Below are 19,579 nucleotides of genomic sequence, written 5' to 3' on the forward strand. Positions count from 1 at the left end.
ACAGACCCCAATAAAATAAGGGCAGACCATTAGGTCTGCCCTTATTTTATTGGGGTCTGTCCCCTATTATTTCCTAAACCTCACTCCACATACGCAGCAGATTAACATAGCTGATATCGATCCTTGCGGTTTCCTCGCTATCAGGATCTTCACGCAGCATCTTCTCACGCACAATACCTAGTTCATACAGAATCTCACGTTGAGCCGGGTCACGTATCATACTTTGTACCCAGGTTACAGCCACCAGACGTTCTCCACGAGTCACCTCGGTGACCTGATGCAGGCTGGATGAGGGATAGATGACCGCATCACCTGCGGCCAGTTTTATCTTCCGTTGACCAAAGGACGTGCGGATCTCGATCTCGCCACCATCATAGTCTTCCGGGTTATTGATGAAGACCGTGATTGAAACATCGGTGCGATAGCGTTGGCCAACCGGTCCCATGACAGGATCATCGACATGAAAGCCATAATGCATACCCTGGGTATAGCGGGCATAGAACGGGCTGGCAATACGGTGAGGTAGGGCCGCATTGAGATAAACGGGGTGTTTGACCAAGGTGTTCATTATAATCTGATTGAGACTATTGATGGCAGGATCACCTGCCGCCAGCTCTTCATTATTCTTAACTTGTTCCGCCTTCATTCCCGCAGACATTTTGCCGTTTATGAAGTGGGCTTTATTTAGTATGCTACGTGCTTGATCCAGTTGTTCTGTGTTGAGCAGTTGTGAAATAGTGGTTAGCATGACGATGCAGACTCCGGAATATTTTTTAAGGAATAGATGAATGATACTGAATGTTTTAGTAAGTGACCAAGCTTATTCGCTTGATGTGCCCGATGAGATGATGGCCGAGTGTGAAGAATTCTTCGCCGGGATGGACAAGGATATGGATAAAGGCTGGCAGATGAGTAGCCGTTGGGTTGAGGATATGAATCTGGAACAACGCTGCCAGGTGGCGGCTGATCGCATTCTGAGCGCGATGGACAATCATAACAAGGATGTGGCAACAATGATGGCGGGTTATATCTTGAGTCGTGTACCACAGGTTGCCGGTGTGCGTATGAATATGGAAGGCGAGATGTTTGAACATGAGCTGTTGAGTGCCGAGCAGTTACAAACCAGCTTGTGATGGGTATGTGATAAGCCGTCTGCGAAACAGCCTCCTAGCCAAATACAATCCATGTGGTTGCAATATACTTTACCCCTTGTTCCAGTGTGACACCGCGGTGATCATGGGTCCAGAATGGTGGGAACAGGGCAAGTTTGCCTTGTTCGGGTTTAACCTTTACATCCTGAAAAATAAATTCGGTTTCACCGCCAGGGCCTGCGACATCATTGAGATACCATACGGCGACTAACTGTCGGGCAGAAAATTCATGGCTGCCACCATCAATATGCCAGTGATAGTGTTCTCCCGGATTAGTGCGCTGTATGGCGTAGCCCATATCCCGAAAGGGGCCCTTGAAGAAGGGGTAGGCCTCACGGAATTCTTTTAATGCCACTGCGATTGAGCTAAACAGGGCATGATCGAGATCCTTCCAGTGTTCTTTGCCACTGAGCACCAGATCAGTTGATTTCTTGATGCTGGTGTCTTCTTCAGCCTGTTGACCAATGCGTCCTGGGTACTGTTCTTCTGTATGTGCCTCGAAGCGACGTATCATCTCTTCACACAAGGCGGGTTCCAGTGCCTGTGGTTTTTCAAAGATAAAGCTGTTTTTTGCGACTTCATGGATACTGGTGAGAGGTGTTCTCTGATAGGTGGTCATATTTTAATCCTGTTCTAAGGCATCTCTGATCAATTATACATTCTCTCCCAGGATCGTGGGAATGAGAAATGAAAATAGGAGGCAGACTTGATATTTGTCTCTTCCGGTTAATTCAACAGCGCTTAAAAGGTGATTTGCCTTGTCTTAACAGTTAAAATGGGGGCGGACAAATCCAACTACATAGAATCATATAGAGGTATCACTATGGGTGTAAGAATCAAGAGTCGCTGGAGTGCCAAGGGTAAGGAGCGTTCAGTTGCCGATACCGCCAGTGCGCTGGCCTTTAATATGTGGAAGGTGGCAGCGGATCGTCTGTTAGAACTGGAGACTGAGGGTTTTCAAACGGATACTCATGAACAACGTATTCATGTTATCTCCGAGTTTCTGATCTTTATGATTCATATGGTGGATCGTTTGGTGTATGAAAAGATGTCCGATGAGGATCGTGGTCTACTGATTAATGCCCTGGCAAAACGCCTGGCACAGATTGCGCAGGATAATTTTCGTGATACGGTGCCAGAAGGCGATCATGTATCGGATTTTATTAATCGTTTGAATAAGACTATTAATGATTATTCTGATTTTTCATTCGAGGATGAAAAGCCGGGGTTTGGCATGTTGCGGCTGTTTGGTGAGAATGTGACGCGTACACTAGGTGAGAAGGACAAGAAATGGATTACTACCCAGGTGATTGATATTGAAGCACCCGATACCTTGCGTTACCTGAAGCGTATCCTTGGTGGATTGATCAAGACATCCACATGAATCTACGGTAGGGTGCGTACCACGCAGCAATAAAAAAGGCGGACATTATGTCCGCCTTTTTACATGGAATAGACCTAATGTCTGCCCACGGCTCTGCTCAGGTTACCCTACGCAGCCCACTTGGAAAAATTATCAGCATTCTTTTCCTTGCCGTCTCCGTAGCCGGCTTCATAGGCCTCGTTTAGACGCTGTTCTTCACGCATTGGGTTACAGATGTAGCCACTCTGCCAGCCTTCAACATAATCGGCATTAGTGTTGGCACCTTCCATCTTGGTGATTATGTCATAATATTCATTATTCATGGTTTTCTCCTAATCTTTAAGGTATTCAGTCAATATTTGAATGGCGGCAATAATACAGGGTTTTCTCTATATAATCCAGTTGCGCGAATTATAGCTTAATATTACAAATTATCGGTATATCTCTATAGAGAGATATGAATACCCTCTCTTAATCGGGGTTCATTGAATCTTGTAATAGCGTAAAATAGTGCTGATTAGAGCGTAGGTGCGTATTACGCAGCATGATTTTAATGGATTCTAAGGATAATTAATATGATTGAAGATAAAGACGTGGATTATGCTAGCGGCATGTCGGCCTTTGAGGCCAAGCATTTTTCAACGGCAATGCAGTTATTAAGCCCCTTTGCCGATCAGGGCAACCCCGAGGCACAGCATCGTCTGGCGATTATGTTCCAGAACGGCTTGGGTATGGCGCGTAATGATGAGTTGGCTGAAAAGTGGATGCGTAAGTCGGCAGAGCAAGGCTTTGCGATTGCACAGCATGGTCTGGGCTTTATGTACCTGCAAGGAGAAGGTGTTGAGAAGAGCGGTGATGAGGCGATTAAGTGGTTTACCCTGGCGGCTGATCAGGGCTTGACAGGTTCTCTGACAACCCTGGCAATGATGTATGAACAGGGCGATGGGGTGGAGCAGGATCAGGATAAGGCGAAGGTGTTGTATAAACAAGCTGGGTTTGATGTGTGATTATTTTTTTTGTTCGAGACTGGGGCGCTCCTTCTTAGCAGAGACTCGCCGTGAAACCATCCATGGTGGCTCGATGCCCGCGTCCATGCGGGCAACGGTCTCTGCTAAGAAGGAGCACTCCCGGTCTCTTGAGTTAGCGAGTAGTGAGTGGTAAGTAGGGGTGGGGGAGGCTTGTTTGATGGAATTGAGTAGTGAAGATTCTTTGCGTCTGAATGTGATGCTGGCCAATAAGCCGTTGGCGATAAGGATTGATGACTCTGCCATGCGGGTTGATGCCTTGATGGCGGATGATCGTACCCTGAGTGTCAAACTGAATCCTATTGGGCGGGATGAGCCTTATATTCGTCGTGTGCGTGAGTTGCTGTCAACCCAGATCCTGGGGTCGCCAGGGGGCTATCCGGTATTTATCTCACGCTGGACGCGGATGGGGCAGACGCGGGATATTACCCTGGAACGTCTGTTGATGATCGGTGAGCCGGAGGCGGTAGTGGCTGCGGTACATTCCCCTGGCCTTGACAATGAGCTGGCTCGCCGCGCCTGGTGGTGTATGCAAAACTCGGACAATGCCCGCTGTATGTTGTTGAAAAAGGCGGTGGCTGAGGGTGATATGGGTGCGGAGTTGGCTCAATATCTGGTGGATTATTTGCCCTTTGAGACAGAAGACAAACATGCTATTGAAAGTATTCGTTTGATGCTGCAGGCACGTCTGGTTGATCAGACCGTGCAAGATAAATTGTGGCGGCAGGCCGGGCGCAAGAGTTCTTATTATGTAGCATTCCTACATGCTTTACCGGATGAGTTGCCGGGTATTGATGCATCACATGCGCAATGGTTAGTGGTGAGGGATGAGCTGGAGGCACTGGTTGAGAGTGGTAATGCCTTTGCTACCCAGTTATCGCGCCTGTTGTCGCCCCCCGGCCAAGCCTGGTTACGCACAATACAACAGGCCTTGAAAAAGCCATCGAATCAGGATGTTATTTCATCCTTGATGCTGGCAATTGATGCGTACTTTGGCACCTTGTATCAATATGACAAAAAAATAGATTCGATGGAAGATATCCTTGGTAAGGTGCAGGACGATGTTTGTGGTGAGTCAATATCTGCCGAATTTGCTATACTGTGGCGCTCATTTCCAGAGTTACAGACGGAAATGACGGCAATGTTAGTGTTGGCGCATATCGATGAGTCAGTGGTTATTCCTGTTTTTGCGCGTAGTGATGCGATTGGTTCGTTGATGCGTCGCAAGCTGGAGCCGGTAACAACACCGTTGCTGGCACAGATTAAATATTTGTATGGTTAAAAAGGTTTTATAAAAATGTCAAAAGTTCGTATGTATTGCACTGCCACCTGCCCGTATTGTATGCGTGCAGAGACGCTACTCGAAAAGCGTGGGGCAACGATTGAAAAAATTCGGGTCGATCTGGATCCGGGTTTGTGGGATGAAATGGAGAAGATTACAGGGCGTGATACCGTGCCGCAGATCTTTATCGGAGAGCTTCATGTCGGTGGTTATGATGATGTCATTGATCTGGATATGGATGACGAATTAGTGCCATTGCTGGAAGCAGTAGCGACTTAAAATGTTCCGGTGCGTAGTATGCCCCCTACAAAAAAACGGTAGGGTGCGTACTACGCACCAAAATAAAAGGGGCTGGATATACCAGCCCCTTTTTCATATCTTCTGTAATGATATTAACTAGTCGTCGCTAGAAAAGGCACCTAATAGATGTAACAGGCTGGTAAACAGATTGTAGATAGTAATATACAAAGTTACCGTTGCCATGATGTAGTTGGTTTCACCACCATTAAGGATACTGCTGGTTTGATACAGGATCAGACCACTCATTAACAGGACAAACATAGCTGAAACAGCGAGAGATAAACCCGGCATGGAGAAGAAAAATGCCGCTATACCTGCCAGGAACGCAACAATAATGCCCACCATGAGGAACGAACCCATGAAGCTGAAATCTCTGCGCGAGGTAATGGCGTAAGCCGACAGTGTTAGGAAAATAACGCCGGTACCCGCCATTGCCATAGTGACAATCTCGGCACCATTAGGGAAATTAAGGTAGGCCTGGATGATTGGCCCCAGGGTAAGCCCCATAAAACCAGTCAGGGCAAATACACACAGGATACCCAATGAGCTATTGCGGAACTTGGTGGTCAGGAATAAAAGACCAAAATAACCCACCAGCGTGATGATAAAGCCAGGATGAGGTAGATTGAACGTCATTGACATGCCCGCAGTAAAGCCGCTGAACAGTAAGGTCATGGAAAGTAGCATATAGGTGTTGCGTAAAACCTTGTGACCCGCAACATTTCGGGTTTCAGCATGGCTTGTTTCAGAACGACTAATAATACGTTCAATGGAATTCATCTTGTTCTATCTCCTGATTAAATAACAACTAAAATCATATCATAGGTAAAGCTGAAATGTACGCTTGTTAGCCCACATTTACTAATCAGAGCCAGTTGACGTTAAAAAGTTCCATAAGGATGTTTTTACTGGAAATATCAGAGCAGGGTAGGTATGATTGCGGGCTTCTGGAGAGGTGGCTGAGTGGTCGAAAGCGGCGGTCTTGAAAACCGTTGAGGGTTTATCCCCTCCCAGGGTTCGAATCCCTGCTTCTCCACCATACAACAACCTCGCATAGCGAGGTTTTTTTATGGCGGAAGGGATTTGAACCCGCTCAATTAAGGGTTTGACCAGCGCCCAGCGGGGCGCGCAGAACGGGGAGCGAAGCGGACCGGCCCCGGAGGGGTGAGGCCGCAGGCCGAATAATCCCTGCTTCTCCACCATACAACAACCTCGCATAGCGAGGTTTTTTTATGGCGGAAGGGATTTGAACCCGCTTGTGAACCAATTACAGTAATGTCTCGGCAATCTCTATACAGGTTTTAATGGGTAACCACATCTCAAGCTGTGAGCGATCATTTGGGTCGGCGGGTAAAAAATCATACTGCTGGTAAAAGGGAATGATATCTGGGGTCATAGGATCAACAAACAGCCCGATGGCTGAAATCTGTTCGGCGACCAATACCGTTCGGTAAATGGCATCAATCAATAATTGCGCACCCAGGCCTTGTCCCTGGCACGAATGATCCACAGCAAGACGGGCTAGTTTCACAGCACTGAGAGGGTGGGGATACTGCGTGTAATTTTTGTGGGTAGGGGGTGTTGTTACTGAATATCCGGTAAGTGTGTGATAGCCAAGGATTGTCTCAGGCGCGGAATTCTGACAGGCTACATACGTTTTTGAGATATGCTTTACGGTTTTCTGTCGAGCTTGTCGTTGTAAGTATTGATTTAATTCAGTGCTGCCGCAGTTAAATGTTTTGCGATTATGTTGCCGACTTATCTCTTCAATGATTATGGACATTCACGGTGTCCTTGTAATGCCGTGCCGCTTTAAGTAGTTTATTATTTGTTTTTGGCGGGTTTTCCAAAGCAGCAAATAAAGCATCAGCACCGGCCATCGAGAGGTGTAATGTCTCGGTTCGCTCAATTACGTTACGCGCCTTCTCCATTGCTGAATCAATAAGGAACTGAGAAAGGGTTGCGCCGGAGTAATCTGCAGCCCGTTGAATTATTTCTTGAATCTCTGAGGAGGTTCGCGCAACTAAACGGGTATCTTTACGTTCTGTATTGGCAGCCATTATTCCACCTGTTTCTTTAAATGTTATCTAGGTGCCATTATGGCATACGGGTTGGGTTTGTCAATCTCCTTTGAGTTGAAGTATTTACACAATGCTTTGGGGGGATTTTAGCGCGAATTTGCGTTGGTTTTTTTACACTATAATTATTTCAGCACCATGCGACTTTTTTAATCTATTGAAATAAAAGAAATATTTATTTTTGGCGTGTTTTTTTCTTTATTAATGCTAATCTGAGTGCCTATTTCGGTAAACGTGCAGGCAGTAGTGGCAGCGGTGATATCACGGGTGCGATTGATTTAGGCATTAGCACAACGCGCGTAACAGCGGGTAACTGGACTAATACAAGTACCCTGTATCTTGGATATCGAGGTGATGGAACGGTTGATATGAAGTCGGGTAGTCAGTTACAGAATCAGGATGCCTATCTTGGACGTTATGCTAGTGGTATGGCAGTGTGTCGATGGCTAGTGCGAGAACGCGTTGGGTGAAGGCCTTGACCGGCAACTGGATTTTCTTACCGATGCGATTGGTAGTACCGATGTGGTTCGTTTAAGTGTGGTTAGCACCTCGGCAGTTCCTTTGCCCGCTGCGCTGTGGTTGTTTAGTGCGGGTTTGTTGAGTCTTGTAGGCTTTGGCAGAGGCCGTAAGCTGTAATTAACATACGATATTTAGCGATATTTAGGGTCAGAGTAAAATCTAGATGTTTTTACTCTGACCCTAAATATGTTTTTATCCCGCCTGTATGTATAATACGATGACATAAAATAGGGAAATCAAGATTCAGGGATGGAATAATGATGGGGCATAAAATAGCTATGGTCACAGTCTTGCTCGTTGATGATCACGCACTGGTTCGTACGGGTATCCGTTACATACTTGATGGTACCGAGGGTATTGAGGTTGTTGCTGAGGCCTGTGATGGTGATGAGGCAATCCTTAAAGCCAGGGAATTGAATCCTGATGTGATCCTGATGGATGTTAATATGCCCGGTATCGGTGGGCTGGAATGTACCCGTAAATTACTGCAAATCAATCCAGACACCCGCATTATTGCATTAACGGTCTACGTTGATGAACCTTATCCCAGTCAATTACTGGATATGGGTGCCAGGGGGTATTTAACCAAGGGCTGTGCTGTAGAAGAGGTGGTTAATGCGGTTATTAAAGTTCATTCCGGCGAACGCTATCTGAGTGAGGATGTTGCCAGGCAGTTGGCGTTATCCCGCATATCAGGGAATGACCGTACCCCTTTTAATGATCTGTCTCAACGTGAATTACAGGTGATGATTATGTTAACACGGGGTGTCAAGGTACAGGATATCTCGGATCAGCTCTGTATTAGCCCCAAGACAGTAACAACCTATCGTTATCGCCTGTATGATAAATTGAAGGTGAAGAATGATGTTGAGATGACGCACCTGGCGATGCGGTACGGGATGCTGACGGATGAGGTGTCATCTCATCACTGAGTTAAGCCGGGTGTTTTCTCCTGATTGTCGTCGATGCTCCCGTTTGGCAGATTTCCTGGATGCCTCCAGGGATCGTTATCCCGATTATTATTGTAAACCCGTTCCTCCTTTTGGTGATCAGAATGCCCATCTGTTGATTGTTGGGCTGGCTCCGGGCTTGCATGGTGCTAATGCCACGGCACGTCCATTTACCGGGGATCATGCCGGTATTCTGTTGTATCAAACGCTGTTTGATTGCGATTTTAGTTCTGCGCCTGTGTCTCGTGCTGGAGATGATTTAAGCCTGTATGATTGTCGTATTACCAATGCGGTTAAATGTGTTCCACCACAAAATAAACCGATGGCGAAAGAGGTTAATACCTGTAATGATTTCCTGCGTAGCGAGTTACAAGGTCTACCCGATAGCCATGTCATTCTGGCGCTGGGGGGTATCGCACACAAGGCAGTTATTCGGGCATTGGGATTGAGACAGGCGGATTTCGGGTTTGGACATAATGTCTTACATGAACTGGCGGCAGGACAATATCTGCTGGATTCCTATCATTGTAGTCGCTATAACACGCAGACGCGTCGATTGACGGATGAGATGTTTCAGAGTGTTTTTGTGCAAGCCAGGCAGTTATTGAAAGATGAAATACAATGATTTTCATTAACAAAAATATACCTGGTCAGTTCGAGGCATGAATTGCTCTTCTCTAACAGAGACGCGCCGTGAAACCATTCATGGTGGCTCGACAGCCGCGTCCATGCGGCTGACGGTCTCTGTTAGAGAAGAGCAATCCCTGCCTCTTGAGTTAACGAAATGGCAGTATGTTTGATTATAAGTCCTGCCTGCAAGGTATCCCATCAAGCCCTGGGGTCTATCGTATGCTGGATGAGACCGGCAAGGTGCTGTATGTCGGTAAGGCGGTTGACTTAAAAAAAAGGGTCACCAGTTATTTTCGCAAGACGGGTCTGAGTCGTAAGACCGAGGTTCTTGTTCAGCAGGTGAGGGGGGTTGAGGTCACGCTGACACATACCGAGGGTGAGGCTCTGATCCTGGAGAATAACCTGATCAAGGAGCTGCGACCACGTTATAACATCCTGCTGCGGGATGATAAGACCTATCCCTATATTCTCTTGACGACAGAGGATGATTACCCCCGTCTGACCCTGCATCGTGGGGCGCGTAAGTCTAAGGGGCGTTATTTTGGGCCTTACCCTAATGCCTATGCCGTACGCAGTAGCCTGAGTCTGTTACAGAAGGTGTTTCGTGTGCGTCAGTGTGAAGACTCTTTTTTTGCTAATCGTTCTCGTCCCTGCTTGCAATATCAAATTAAACGCTGCACAGCTCCTTGTGTGAACAAACTGAGTGTAGAAGAATATACCTATGATGTGCTGGATACCGTGCGCTTTCTGGAGGGACAGAGTGCCGAGTTGATTGATGATCTGGTGCAACGTATGGAACAGGCTGCGAACAAGATGGAGTTTGAGCAGGCGGCGCATTATCGTGATCAAATCAGCAATCTACGCAAGATCCAGGAGAAGCAGTATATCAGTCGTGAGGCGGGTGATATGGATATTGTGGTGTGTAGTAAAGAGGGGGGGCAGGTCTGTGTGCAGGTTAATTATGTGCGTGGTGGGCTTAATCTAGGTAACCAGAGTTTTTATCCTGCCTTGCCGGTGCAGATAGAGACTGAGGCAGAGCTGTTGAGTGCCTTTCTTGGACAATATTATCTGAGTCATACGATACCGGCGGAGATTATGCTTAATGCCATGCCGGAAGATCAGGGGTTGTTGGAACAGATTCTGGGACAGAAGGCCGGATATAAGGTGCGTCTGCGACAACCGAAAAGGGGAGAGCGCTTACGTTGGTTACAGATGGCTGAACGCAATGCCCGCCATGGGCTGGATATTCGTCTGGCGAGTCGGGCCGGCACCCATAAGCGCCTGGAGATTCTGCGACAGGCGCTACAACTGGAAGAGATACCGACACGAATCGAGTGTTTTGATATTAGTCATACCCAGGGTGAGGCGACGGTGGCCTCTTGTGTGGTCTTTAATGAAAACGGGGCATTAAAATCAGATTATCGCCGTTTTAATATCGACGGGATCACCCCGGGCGATGATTATGCCGCGATGGCACAGGTGATTAAACGCCGTTATACCCGTCTTGCTGAAGGAGATGGACGCATGCCGGATCTGTTGTTGATTGATGGTGGGATGGGACAGCTGAATATCGCCCGTGATACTCTGAATTCACTACAGATCAGTGGGATTCAACTGTTTGGTGTGGTCAAGGGCGAAGGACGTAAGCCGGAACTGGATACGCTAGTGGCGATGGATGGAGAACGCGTTAGCTTATCCTCTGATTCACCCGCATTACACCTGGTACAACAGATTCGGGATGAGGCGCATCGTTTTGCCATTACCGCTCACCGTCAACGACGGGCAAAGACACGAAAAAAATCGGCGCTGGAAGATATCCCGGGGATTGGTGCTAAACGTCGGCAACAACTACTACGTCAGTTTGGTGGTCTGCGCGAGGTATCGCGTGCCGGGGTTGACGATCTGTGCAAGATCAAGGGTATCAATCGAGCTCTGGCACAACAGATTTATGATCATTTTCATGGTTAGCTCACAGCAAGTATGGCATTATCTTTCCCCATGACGTGGACGATCCCTAATTTACTGACCTTGTTTCGTATCCTCTTGATACCCGTATTGGTATTGGTGTTTTATCTGCCTTTTAGCTGGGCTCCGCTTGCCAGTGCTGTGGTCTTTTTTCTGGCAGCGGTGACTGATGCGCTGGATGGTTACCTGGCAAGGAAATGGGAACAGACTTCAGCCTTTGGTGCCTTTCTTGATCCGGTGGCAGACAAGTTAATGGTGGCAGTTGCATTGGTGTTATTGACGCAATCCGAGGCCAGTATTTATTTTGCCATTCCTGCTGCAATTATTATCTGTCGTGAGATTGCAATCTCGGCTTTGCGTGAGTGGATGGCTGCGATTGGTGAGCGTACACAAGTGGCTGTATCGACCATTGGCAAGATAAAAACCATGACACAGATGATTGCCGTGTTGTTATTGCTGTATCACGAATCGATAGCTTCTTTTCCTACACATCTGCTTGGCATGTTGATGTTGTATGCCTCTGCATTACTGACTTTATGGTCGATGATTATCTATTTGCGTGCGGCATGGCCGGTGTTAGTGGGTGATAAACAATAAAGATCACTTTTATTCTGTAAAAAAGCCTTTATAAGGCAGATTAGACTTGACACTTGTCGCCCCATAATTACAATAGGCGCCTTGATTGCGGGAATAGCTCAGCTGGTAGAGCACAACCTTGCCAAGGTTGGGGTCGCGAGTTCGAATCTCGTTTCCCGCTCCAAACAAAATGAAAAAAGGCGCTCTTTAATAGAGCGCCTTTTTTCGTTGGTCGTGTAGTATTTTTATTACGTCAGTGTATAATGCGTTTTCCGGCTGGGTGGCAGAGTGGCTATGCAGCGGCCTGCAAAGCCGTGGACGGCGGTTCGATTCCGCCCTCAGCCTCCATTATTTATACACAGTCCTTATTGCTCGCACACACGTCTTTTATGTTGTGATCGACGCATACCCATCCAGATAAACCATAGAGCCAGAATGAGCCACTCAGAGGCATCCTGATAGCCACGTCTGCTGTTTATGGTACAACCACCCCCGCTACCTCCGCTACTACCAAGAGCGGACAATGTCGAAGAGGGTACAATTTGGGCAGGGGCACCAGGATCTACGATAACACCATTGACCTGGTAGTCCGCATCGCCACGTCCACCATCAACAAAGTGCAGAGTGATTACGTTGTCTTCAATGACGGCACCGGTATCGGTTACTGGATCATAATCAAACAGTATCCATTTGCCAATCTGGAAATCAGGTACCAGGTTGGCAGTGGCCTCTGTAGGAATATATTTGAAGTAACGATCCACCTGGCTACCTTCAGGTAGGATAATTTTTACGGTTGCCTTGTCACCATTATTCTGTGTGATGATATTAAAGGCAAAGAATCCATGTGGATAAAGAAGGATCGATCCGTATATGGCCTGAGGTTGATCAGCCGCATAGGTGATCTGGCTTGAAAGGATAAGCCCGATTTCTTCAAGTTTATTGCCGTTTTCGGTGGCCAGTGTGACATAACGTCCGTCAATCCCCGGGAAGGATGCAACATGGGGTTGCTCGCGATCAAGGGTTCCATCATTGTTTCCATCACCACCATTAGTAGCACCATCTTCAACGGCATCGGATATACCATCAAAATCTCTAACGGCCTCAGCGGTAATGGGTAATTCTATACGGGGTAAGTCAGAATCATCGGATATAATAACCAAGGTGGCAGTATGTCTTCCACTAACACTGGTGGGTATGAAACTCAGCGTCTCGGTACAGTTGTTATTGCTGGCATCGATACCAAGAACACTACAATTTTGAGTGATTTGCCAACTGTTATAGATGTTATCCTCAATATTGATAGAAGTGATAGTAAGATCGGCTCCACCGATATTTCCAAGAACCAGTTCACCTGTTGTTGACTCACCAATAAGTGTTGTATTGAAGTTAACAAATCCATTAGCATTATCGTATTCAGAAATACTCCAAACGATATCAGGATCTGTTTGAGCGATAACATTAATAGACACACTTGGCGTATTTGCATCGGTTGATTCGATAATCAGGGTGACAGTATGCCTGCCCTTGAGTGTAGGTGTGTAAGTGATGGTGGCAAAACAACGTTGGAAGCTCGCCAGGCTGTTGCTACAGTCATTACTGATATCAAAGTAGTTGTTGGTGTTGTTTTCCAGAAGAATGTCGTTAATATCGAGTAGTCCACCACCGTAATTGCTGATATCAAGTATGTAGCTACCCGTTTCTCCTGTAGTCGTATTGTCAAAATTGATGTCGTTGGTATTAACCTCGATGGTAGGGGGAAGGTTAGGTGTTTGTCCCTTTATATCAATGAATACCGGGTTAGCATTGGGGTCGTTTGATTCAATAATTAATGTAATATTATGTGTGCCAATACTGGCCGGTGAATAGGTGATTGTTTCACTACAGCGATTACTTCCTTGATTAGTATCTAAGGTGCCACAATTTTGAGTGATGTTGTAATTATTGTTGCTATCATTTTCCAGTCGAATGGAACTGATAACTAGATTCAGATCACCGATGTTTCTGATCTCAAAGGTATTGATGCTGGAATTTCCAGGAGACGTTGTATCAAAGAAGATGGTGTTAGTGGCCTGATTATAGGAACTGATATTAAATAATTCCAGCTTAGCCTGAGAAGTCTCAGCGCTTATATTAATTGATTTCTGGGGCAGGTCAGGGTCATTGGATTCGATAATCAATGTAGCGCTATGTATGCCATAGGCAGGCGGTGTATAGGTGATGGTTTCGCTACAACTGTTGCTGCCTTCATTAACACCCAGAGTTCCACAGTTTTGGGTGATACTGAAGCTGTTGTCGGTATCAGATTCCAGTCGAATGGAGCTGATGATTAGATCCAGATTACCAGTATTCCTGATTTCAAATGTATCCGTACTCGAATTGCCAATCGGGATGGCATCAAAATTAATGGTGTTTGTTGTCAAGTTATATGCGCTGGTGCCAAGGAAGAGCAAATCAGGTGCGGGTGGCGGTGTTTGTCCCGTCAGGTTGAAGGATACCTGTAGGGAATCAGGGTCGTTGGATTCGATGATAAGTGTGGCGCTATGTGTGCCCGTGGTCGAGGGGGTATAGGTGATGGTTTCACTACAGATATTATTGGTTCCCAGAGTTCCACAGTTTTGGCTAATGCTGTAGTTATTGCCCGTGTTATTTTCCAGACGAACCGAGCTGATAATCAGATCTATATCACCAAAATTCTGAATCTCAAAGGTATTAGTGCTGGAATTTCCAACCGGAGTGGTATCAAAGCTAATCGTGACCGTTGCCTGGTCAAAGGAGGTAATGCTCAGAAACCCTATTTTGGGTGCAGGTGTTTGACCGCTGATATTGATTGCTATCTGAGGTGAGTCAGGGTCATTGGATTCTACAATGATTGTGGCGGTATGCACACCCATGGCAGATGGGGTGTAGGTGACGGTTTCATTACAGTTATTATTACCTTCATCAACACCCAGGGTTCCACAGTTTTGAGTAATGCTATAGTTGCTATCACTATCATTTTCTATACGAATGGAACTAATAATTAGATCTGAGCCACCAAAGTTTTTGATTTCAAAGTTATTGGTGATTGAGTCGCCAGGGCTGGTGGTAGCAAACTCAATGGTGTTAGTGCTCCCCTCATAGGAATCAATACTAGTGAATCGTAGTATGGATGGTGGTGATGTTGTGCCTAGACCGCTCAGTGCGATAGATAGAAGAGGTATATTAGGGTCATTTGAGAGAATATTCAGAGTGGCCGTAAGAGTGCCTTCCTGTGTGGGGTTGAATTGAAGCAATTGTGTACAGATTGCATCGAGCGCCAACTGATCACAGTTACTGCTCGGAGTTAGGGTGAAACTAGCGGAGGCATTATTAGTAATGACTATAGAACTAATGTTCAATGATTGATTACCAATGTTCTTGATTTGAATCGATTGTTCGTTACTGTAGTGTGCATCAGCGTAGGTATCAGCAAAGGTCAGAGCACTACCCGGGGTGGTGTAGATATGTGGTTCGGGGTTTACTGTTGCCCTGGCGCTTAAAGTGATGACACTCGCCGTGGCATTGGCATCATCAGGTGTTGCTGTGAATGTCGCAGTCTTGTCGCCACTACTGGTGGGTGTGAAGGCAAAAGTAATAGGACATTCCTGGTCAACAGCCAGTACATTGGAACAGCCATTGTTACTAATAGAGAATAGATTGGCGTCTGTACCAGTAATAACCATCTGATCAATCAGTAGATCCATTGGCCCTGTATTGGTGAATGTAACCGATGCATTGTTTGTGTTACCTGTCAGCGTGTTATTGAATTGTAGTTCTGTTGTCGATGGTGTGATCTCTGCAATGGCACCATAGCCCGAAAGACTTAAAAATATTGTCGGTAATTTTGCATTTGAAGTAATCGAGAGTTGTGCATTATCAATGCCGAGACTATCGGGTGTATAACGTATAATAAGTGAACAGGAGTCACCTGAGTTATAACCACCAATAGTATCGTCAATACATTGATTATCAACCTCGAACAGATTATTTTCATTACTAATAATTTGAAGGTCTGAAATAATGAGGTCTTCATCACCGATGTTAGTGACTATAAAGGTGTTGCTAATTTGCCCATCGATTCTGGCAAAACCAACATTAAGACTGGTTATTTCCGCGCCATCTTTTGCTGGGTAGATATCTGGTGGGAAATTTTCAATCGCATCACCTGTGAGTATAGCCGCTACATTTAAGCCTTCACTGGTAATGTTCAGAGTAGCACTGCGTGCTTTTATCAGGGCATCTTCAGGCAGGAATGCAATCTGGATAATACACCTTGCTCCTGGTTGAAGTGGGCCGTAGCAATCATCGCTGCTAACGAAGTCGTTGGAGTTATCCCCCGTAATACTAATGACGGGCGAGATAGCAACTGTACCTGTAACGACAAGGGCTATACGTGTTTGGTTCGGTGCCGGGGGACGCGGATTGGTTTTTGCAACCAGCGTACCAAAATAGATGGGGGTTGCAAGATCATGTTCAAGATTTGAGACCTCGAGGGTGATCTCCACAATGGGTACCGGAATTACGGTTGTGTTCAGTGATACCTCGGAAAGTATATTCTGTGGATCATCAGAGGTTATGAGTAATGTTGCTGTCTTGCTGCCCGTATTATTACTCGAGAATGCGATATCAAGGATGCAGCTATCGCCAACAGCTATGGTTGTTGCAATGCAGTTGTTATAAGAAAAATCAGTCGCGTTGACACCACTGAATGAAATGTCAGTGATATTGAGCGGTGCACTACCTGCGTTTGTGATCCCAAGCGTTGTGTTTGCGGTGGTATTGATAACGGTTTCACCAAGATCAATGGCCTGTGTCGATAATGCAATGTTGGCGACAGCACTATTAATACCGCTGCCACTAAGTGATACATTAGCGGCAGGAATGTTGGTGTCTGCCGCCGGGATAGCAATGTTAGCCTGATAATCACCAACGATGTCTGGATTAAATTGAATAATAAAGCTACAGCTGCCCAGAGCAGGGATCGGGGTGTTGGTACCCGAGCATCCGTCATTGTTGTTGTTTAATATGATTTCAAAATTTGTTTGCTGCAAACCACTGACAGTGATCGTACCGAGTAGATGATCAGCGCTACTGCGATTAGTGACAGTGATCGTTAATTGCTTCTGGCTGTTCGTTAATTGCTGACCAAAATACAGAGTGTTACTGTCTGTTGTTATGGTAGGAATACGTTGGATGGAGGGAATCATGGCCAAGTCTGATCCCAGTACACCAATTAATCCACTGAAGTTGTAAAGAGGTAAGGATGGGCTCAGCCCGGTTACAGGGATGGTACGGAGATCAGCAAGGATATCCAGTATGGCTATGCCGTTGCCCAGTACCTGACCAAAGACGGCATAACCACCACCATTGCTTTCTCCAAAAATGTCAGTGTTATCAAGCAGATTAAAGAACCATTCACTAGTGGCAGTATCAGTGTTTACCGAACCCAGTCTTGCCATGGCAATAGTGCCACGCGTATTGGGTAGGTCATAAATGAGTTGAATGGGAGGGAATGCTGTGATTTCCTGACGGCCATCATTCATTAACAGGCTAACCGGATTTCTGTCAGGATCAAAATTATAGGTTTCATTACCCGCTTGAAGAACAGTCGGCATGCCGGTTGCTTCAGGGATGTAATTGCGATGAAAGAAGGTATTGGTATAACTATTGTTATCAACATAACGCAGATAGTTGTCAACCGTTAGCGGCATTCTGTCATCAAATAACTCGATATCAATAGAACCCTCAGTCGTTTCCATGCGCACCAGAGAGCGAGCAGAGGCCTGTAATGAAAACAGTGCAGCGAATAGATAAAGTATGATGATACGAGTAAGGATCGGAAAAACAGGCCGGACCATACGGGACTCCAGTTATTATATAATTACAGTTTATTATGATATGCGATAAAGGCACGCTAAGCTATGCCAACAACCGTCAAATATGAGTAATTTTATACCTTTTGTTACTTTAATGTGCAGACGTAAGCAAAAACCGCTGGTACAATGCAGCCTCGCACATGTCAGGTGATGAGATTGGTGCGCAATGCGCACCCTACCTGTGTGTATTACCACCGGTAGGGTGCGTATTACGCACCAAATGAATGTGTATTGAAGTTCATCTGCCCAGGTGGCGTTGTGGTAGACGGTCGTCCGTAGGGCGACTAGCTGAACTATCCGGCAACAAAACAGGGTGAATGTAAGTAAGTCATCTGCCCAGGTGGCGTTGTGGTAGACGGTCGTCCGTAGGGCGACTAGCTGAAGGATTCGACAACAAAACAGGGTGAATGTAAGTAAGTCATCTGCCCAGGTGGCGAAATTGGTAGACGCAAGGGACTTAAAATCCCTCGGTGGCAACACCGTGCCGGTTCGATTCCGGCCCTGGGCACCATTTAGCACCATTTAAAATCAAGGCCTTACATCGTTTTTTGGTGTGAGGCCTTTTTTGTTTTTGGCGGGTAAAAATCTTGTGTAGGCGTAGTGTAGGCAGGAAAGTATAGTATGAGTGAGTTTTTATGGTGGTAATCATGTACGTGGTATTTTTTTATGATAGTCTTAATTTTTATTTTAAGTACCCTGTAGCTATTCGATTAGTAAGGGGCTTATTAAGATAATAAATTGACAAAAATAAAGACAGCGGACGTGTTATGAATTCAACTACATTACCAATTAAAAATAAGTCTGTAAAAACTTTCATAGATCGTTGTGAAGTATTCCTTGATGGGGCTGCTGGAACAAATCGGGGTGAAATTCAAAAATGGTTTTTGGAAGGTAATAAAGCATTAAAAAGAGCCTTTATAGCATTAAAAAAGGAACAAGAAATATGTACGATTATGCATCCACAGGATCCTCAAATATTAAATTCATTTTTTTATGTTCCAAAGATAAGTGAGAGAAATAGTAAGGGACTAATAAATCCATTGGATCTGGTTCTTAATCGAAATGAAACGGGAGCTCTTATCTCTGGCAGGCTTGGTCAAGGAAAATCAATGTTTCTTCGCTATCTTCAATTTTTGGAATTAAATAAAGGCAACACGATTCCAATATTTCTTGATCTCCATAAAATAAAAACAGGTAGTAAAATTCTTTATGATTGTATGAAGAAAGTAAATGATATAGGACTTGAATGCTCAAGAAAACTATTTAACTTTTTACTAGGAAAAGGCCATATTTCTATTTTTCTTGATGGGTATGATGAAATTCAATTTGATAAGAGAAAATTATTTGATGAAGAAATAACTAAGATAATTAATAGTTCCCCTAATAATAAGATCTTTATAACGAGTAGGTATGATACGGAAATTGAAAGACTCCCAGGTATCACTGGTTATGATATTTTAGAATTCACTACAGATGATCATGGCCACTTTATAAGAAAAATCATTAAGGATAAAGAAAAAGCCAACGCCATAATGAGAAAAATATCTGAGGCTGAGGAGTTCGATCCAACAGTTCTAGATACTCCGTTATTACTGACTTGGTTCTTAATGGTTTATAAGGTTAAGAGGAAAATACCAAAAACCAAGATTGGTTTTTATGAAGAATTATTTAAAGCTATTTTGTCGAGGCATGATGGGACTAAAGATAGTCTTGATAGGCCATCTAAGTCAAGGTTGACTGATGATGAAATAGAGAAGGTTCTTCATGCTTTTTGTTATATAACAAGTCAAGCTAATGTAAGCGATTTTGAAGAAAAGACCATTCTTAAGTATATAACTAAGTCTAT

The 19,579-nt window shown here is 45.2% G+C and carries 20 protein-coding genes and 4 tRNA genes; 17 read left to right on the forward strand and 7 right to left on the reverse strand.

From position 1 onward, the window contains the following. Nucleotides 1-73: 73 nt before the first annotated feature. Nucleotides 74-748 carry a Fe2+-dependent dioxygenase gene (locus GXP22_07190; GenBank protein ID NOX09255.1) on the reverse strand — a complete coding sequence of 225 codons (675 nt, stop codon included), beginning with the start codon at nt 746-748 and terminating at the stop codon, nt 74-76. A gap of 40 nt (nt 749-788) precedes the next feature. Between GXP22_07190 and GXP22_07195 the strand changes: the two genes are divergently transcribed. Next, complete coding sequence (locus GXP22_07195; protein NOX09256.1) at nt 789-1,133, forward strand: hypothetical protein; 345 nt, start codon at nt 789-791, stop codon at nt 1,131-1,133. A 34-nt stretch (nt 1,134-1,167) separates the two neighbouring features. On the opposite strand, the gene GXP22_07200 is transcribed toward GXP22_07195, so the two are convergent. Continuing rightward, complete coding sequence (locus GXP22_07200) at nt 1,168-1,770, reverse strand: 2OG-Fe(II) oxygenase (GenBank protein ID NOX09257.1); 603 nt, start codon at nt 1,768-1,770, stop codon at nt 1,168-1,170. Between the two features lie 204 nt (nt 1,771-1,974). Between GXP22_07200 and GXP22_07205 the strand changes: the two genes are divergently transcribed. After that, nucleotides 1,975-2,535 carry a hypothetical protein gene (locus GXP22_07205; GenBank protein ID NOX09258.1) on the forward strand — a complete coding sequence of 187 codons (561 nt, stop codon included), beginning with the start codon at nt 1,975-1,977 and terminating at the stop codon, nt 2,533-2,535. 107 nt (nt 2,536-2,642) lie between these two features. Here GXP22_07205 and GXP22_07210 read toward each other — a convergent pair whose 3' ends face one another. Further along, entirely contained in the window at nt 2,643-2,837 is a 195-nt protein-coding gene (locus GXP22_07210) for a hypothetical protein (GenBank protein NOX09259.1), read from the reverse strand. A gap of 243 nt (nt 2,838-3,080) precedes the next feature. Between GXP22_07210 and GXP22_07215 the strand changes: the two genes are divergently transcribed. The 4 genes from GXP22_07215 to grxC are packed head-to-tail and all read left to right on the forward strand — an operon-like array spanning nt 3,081 to nt 5,100. Then, nucleotides 3,081-3,521, forward strand: coding sequence for a sel1 repeat family protein (locus GXP22_07215; protein ID NOX09260.1), 441 nt, complete (start codon nt 3,081-3,083; stop codon nt 3,519-3,521). Further along, nucleotides 3,514-3,675: a hypothetical protein gene (locus GXP22_07220; protein NOX09261.1), complete on the forward strand. Its 162-nt coding sequence runs from the start codon at nt 3,514-3,516 to the stop codon at nt 3,673-3,675. Before GXP22_07215 ends, GXP22_07220 begins: the two co-directional genes overlap by 8 nt. Before the next feature lie 24 nt (nt 3,676-3,699). Continuing rightward, nucleotides 3,700-4,821 (forward strand): sulfur reduction protein DsrS, encoded by a 1,122-nt coding sequence (locus tag GXP22_07225; GenBank protein ID NOX09262.1) that lies wholly within the window; start codon nt 3,700-3,702, stop codon nt 4,819-4,821. Nucleotides 4,822-4,836: 15 nt separating this feature from the next. After that, a complete protein-coding gene (gene grxC / locus GXP22_07230) occupies nt 4,837-5,100 on the forward strand; it encodes a glutaredoxin 3 (protein NOX09263.1) in 264 nt (87 codons plus the stop codon). A gap of 117 nt (nt 5,101-5,217) precedes the next feature. Here the strand turns inward: grxC and GXP22_07235 are convergent, their stop codons facing one another. Continuing rightward, on the reverse strand, nt 5,218-5,901 hold the full coding sequence (locus GXP22_07235; protein ID NOX09264.1) for a Bax inhibitor-1/YccA family protein: 684 nt from the start codon (nt 5,899-5,901) through the stop codon (nt 5,218-5,220). A gap of 169 nt (nt 5,902-6,070) precedes the next feature. Here GXP22_07235 and GXP22_07240 point away from each other — a divergent pair. Continuing rightward, nucleotides 6,071-6,160 (forward strand) — tRNA-Ser (locus GXP22_07240). 228 nt (nt 6,161-6,388) lie between these two features. Here GXP22_07240 and GXP22_07245 read toward each other — a convergent pair. Then, the gene (locus GXP22_07245) at nt 6,389-6,904 is read right to left on the reverse strand and encodes a GNAT family N-acetyltransferase (GenBank protein ID NOX09265.1); all 516 of its coding nucleotides are present in this window, start codon (nt 6,902-6,904) and stop codon (nt 6,389-6,391) included. Further along, entirely contained in the window at nt 6,888-7,181 is a 294-nt protein-coding gene (locus GXP22_07250; protein NOX09266.1) for a DUF1778 domain-containing protein, read from the reverse strand. Before GXP22_07250 ends, GXP22_07245 begins: the two co-directional genes overlap by 17 nt. Nucleotides 7,182-7,661: 480 nt before the next feature. Here GXP22_07250 and GXP22_07255 point away from each other — a divergent pair, with 480 nt between their 5' ends. The 8 genes from GXP22_07255 to GXP22_07290 all read left to right on the forward strand — a co-directional run bounded on the left by GXP22_07255 (nt 7,662) and on the right by GXP22_07290 (nt 12,187). After that, nucleotides 7,662-7,835 carry a hypothetical protein gene (locus GXP22_07255; GenBank protein ID NOX09267.1) on the forward strand — a complete coding sequence of 58 codons (174 nt, stop codon included), beginning with the start codon at nt 7,662-7,664 and terminating at the stop codon, nt 7,833-7,835. 161 nt (nt 7,836-7,996) lie between these two features. Then, nucleotides 7,997-8,650, forward strand: a complete 654-nt coding sequence (gene uvrY / locus GXP22_07260; protein ID NOX09268.1) for a UvrY/SirA/GacA family response regulator transcription factor — start codon at nt 7,997-7,999, stop codon at nt 8,648-8,650. Next, nucleotides 8,628-9,293, forward strand: coding sequence for a uracil-DNA glycosylase (locus GXP22_07265; protein ID NOX09269.1), 666 nt, complete (start codon nt 8,628-8,630; stop codon nt 9,291-9,293). The genes uvrY and GXP22_07265 overlap by 23 nt, the downstream gene beginning before the upstream one ends. 37 nt (nt 9,294-9,330) lie before the next feature. Further along, entirely contained in the window at nt 9,331-9,468 is a 138-nt protein-coding gene (locus GXP22_07270; GenBank protein ID NOX09270.1) for a hypothetical protein, read from the forward strand. Next, nucleotides 9,461-11,266, forward strand: a complete 1,806-nt coding sequence (gene uvrC / locus GXP22_07275; GenBank protein ID NOX09271.1) for an excinuclease ABC subunit UvrC — start codon at nt 9,461-9,463, stop codon at nt 11,264-11,266. Before GXP22_07270 ends, uvrC begins: the two co-directional genes overlap by 8 nt. Nucleotides 11,267-11,296: 30 nt before the next feature. Next, nucleotides 11,297-11,860 carry a CDP-diacylglycerol--glycerol-3-phosphate 3-phosphatidyltransferase gene (pgsA, locus tag GXP22_07280; protein ID NOX09272.1) on the forward strand — a complete coding sequence of 188 codons (564 nt, stop codon included), beginning with the start codon at nt 11,297-11,299 and terminating at the stop codon, nt 11,858-11,860. An 87-nt stretch (nt 11,861-11,947) separates the two neighbouring features. Then, nucleotides 11,948-12,023 (forward strand) — tRNA-Gly (locus tag GXP22_07285). A 90-nt stretch (nt 12,024-12,113) separates the two neighbouring features. Then, nucleotides 12,114-12,187 (forward strand) — tRNA-Cys (locus GXP22_07290). 17 nt (nt 12,188-12,204) lie between these two features. On the opposite strand, the gene GXP22_07295 is transcribed toward GXP22_07290, so the two are convergent. Further along, a complete protein-coding gene (locus tag GXP22_07295) occupies nt 12,205-17,715 on the reverse strand; it encodes a choice-of-anchor D domain-containing protein (protein ID NOX09273.1) in 5,511 nt (1,836 codons plus the stop codon). 442 nt (nt 17,716-18,157) lie between these two features. Between GXP22_07295 and GXP22_07300 the strand changes: the two genes are divergently transcribed. Further along, a tRNA-Leu gene (locus GXP22_07300) sits at nt 18,158-18,244 on the forward strand. Between the two features lie 256 nt (nt 18,245-18,500). Continuing rightward, nucleotides 18,501-19,579: NACHT domain-containing protein (locus GXP22_07305; GenBank protein NOX09274.1), on the forward strand; the 1,079-nt coding region annotated here is incomplete at its 3' end.

The sequence above is a fragment of the Gammaproteobacteria bacterium genome, assembly GCA_013151035.1.
Lineage (GTDB): Bacteria > Pseudomonadota > Gammaproteobacteria > JAADJB01 > JAADJB01 > JAADJB01.

Excerpts from the sequence above, each read along its gene's own strand:
- GXP22_07245 (NOX09265.1), bottom strand. The coding sequence starts at position 6,904 with ATGTCCATAATCATTGAAGAGATAAGTCGGCAACATAATCGCAAAACA.
- GXP22_07200 (NOX09257.1), bottom strand. The coding sequence starts at position 1,770 with ATGACCACCTATCAGAGAACACCTCTCACCAGTATCCATGAAGTCGCA.
- GXP22_07225 (NOX09262.1), top strand. The coding sequence starts at position 3,700 with ATGGAATTGAGTAGTGAAGATTCTTTGCGTCTGAATGTGATGCTGGCC.
- grxC (NOX09263.1), top strand. The coding sequence starts at position 4,837 with ATGTCAAAAGTTCGTATGTATTGCACTGCCACCTGCCCGTATTGTATG.
- GXP22_07195 (NOX09256.1), top strand. The coding sequence starts at position 789 with ATGATACTGAATGTTTTAGTAAGTGACCAAGCTTATTCGCTTGATGTG.
- GXP22_07265 (NOX09269.1), top strand. The coding sequence starts at position 8,628 with ATGAGGTGTCATCTCATCACTGAGTTAAGCCGGGTGTTTTCTCCTGAT.
- GXP22_07205 (NOX09258.1), top strand. The coding sequence starts at position 1,975 with ATGGGTGTAAGAATCAAGAGTCGCTGGAGTGCCAAGGGTAAGGAGCGT.
- GXP22_07235 (NOX09264.1), bottom strand. The coding sequence starts at position 5,901 with ATGAATTCCATTGAACGTATTATTAGTCGTTCTGAAACAAGCCATGCT.
- GXP22_07220 (NOX09261.1), top strand. The coding sequence starts at position 3,514 with ATGTGTGATTATTTTTTTTGTTCGAGACTGGGGCGCTCCTTCTTAGCA.
- uvrY (NOX09268.1), top strand. The coding sequence starts at position 7,997 with ATGGTCACAGTCTTGCTCGTTGATGATCACGCACTGGTTCGTACGGGT.
- GXP22_07270 (NOX09270.1), top strand. The coding sequence starts at position 9,331 with ATGAATTGCTCTTCTCTAACAGAGACGCGCCGTGAAACCATTCATGGT.
- GXP22_07210 (NOX09259.1), bottom strand. The coding sequence starts at position 2,837 with ATGAATAATGAATATTATGACATAATCACCAAGATGGAAGGTGCCAAC.
- GXP22_07190 (NOX09255.1), bottom strand. The coding sequence starts at position 748 with ATGCTAACCACTATTTCACAACTGCTCAACACAGAACAACTGGATCAA.
- GXP22_07295 (NOX09273.1), bottom strand. The coding sequence starts at position 17,715 with ATGGTCCGGCCTGTTTTTCCGATCCTTACTCGTATCATCATACTTTAT.
- GXP22_07250 (NOX09266.1), bottom strand. The coding sequence starts at position 7,181 with ATGGCTGCCAATACAGAACGTAAAGATACCCGTTTAGTTGCGCGAACC.
- pgsA (NOX09272.1), top strand. The coding sequence starts at position 11,297 with ATGACGTGGACGATCCCTAATTTACTGACCTTGTTTCGTATCCTCTTG.
- uvrC (NOX09271.1), top strand. The coding sequence starts at position 9,461 with ATGTTTGATTATAAGTCCTGCCTGCAAGGTATCCCATCAAGCCCTGGG.